We start from the raw sequence: 698 nt of genomic DNA, 5'->3' as shown, positions 1-698 counted from the left end.
GGGCGGCGCTGACGCGCCGCCCTTTTCTGTCAGTCGTCCCGGATGCTAACCCGGTCAGTTCTCAAGAATGCTGACGCGCACGCTGTTTTCGTAGACGTCGACCTGGATCAGCGGTTCGCCATTGACGATGGCGCGCTTGGTCGAGGAACTCATCGCGCCGCCGCGCTCCAGCATGCGTTGCAGATCGGCGCGCTGGTCGTTGGTCCTGAACCAGCCATCGCCCTCATCGTCGCTGTCGCGGCGGTGGAATTTGTGCCAGTTGGCGCGGTCCTGCCTCACCATTTGCGCGGCGTTGTCCAGCGCATAGCCGTCACTCGCCTGATGATCGCGATCGGAAATGCGCGCGACATAGGATCCCAGCATATCGTCGGCATGAGCCGCGACGACGCCAAGCAGTGACGCCAGCAGAAGGCCTGCCGCGGTTACGATTCCAGATTTTCTCATGATTACCCCCCTTTACCCCTAGCGATAATATCCGGTCTGCCAGGGCCGCTTGCCGAACTCAGGCGATGGCGTCCCGCGGCTGACATAAACTGAAACGGCGTTTGCCTGGCAATGGTGCGCCGAGCGCCAGACCGCCGTCAAGTCACGCCATCAATGTCAGGCTGTCTTTGAGCCGGGGCTACTTGGTGTAGCCGTTGGGAGGCATGCGCTGACCTGCTGCCGGCGCCGGGGCGCTCGGCGGGGCGGGTTGGTTC

The 698-nt window shown here is 63.2% G+C and carries 1 protein-coding gene; it reads right to left on the bottom strand.

The window, feature by feature from the left end:
• Positions 1–54: 54 nt before the first annotated feature.
• A complete protein-coding gene (locus tag EN935_RS38905; RefSeq protein ID WP_109662176.1) occupies positions 55–444 on the bottom strand; it encodes a hypothetical protein in 390 nt (129 codons plus the stop codon).
• Positions 445–698: the final 254 nt, after the last annotated feature.

The organism is Mesorhizobium sp. M7D.F.Ca.US.004.03.1.1 (assembly GCF_003998635.1).
In the GTDB taxonomy this organism is placed as follows: Bacteria; Pseudomonadota; Alphaproteobacteria; order Rhizobiales; family Rhizobiaceae; genus Mesorhizobium; species Mesorhizobium loti.
This window is presented reverse-complemented; position numbering and strand designations above follow the sequence as displayed.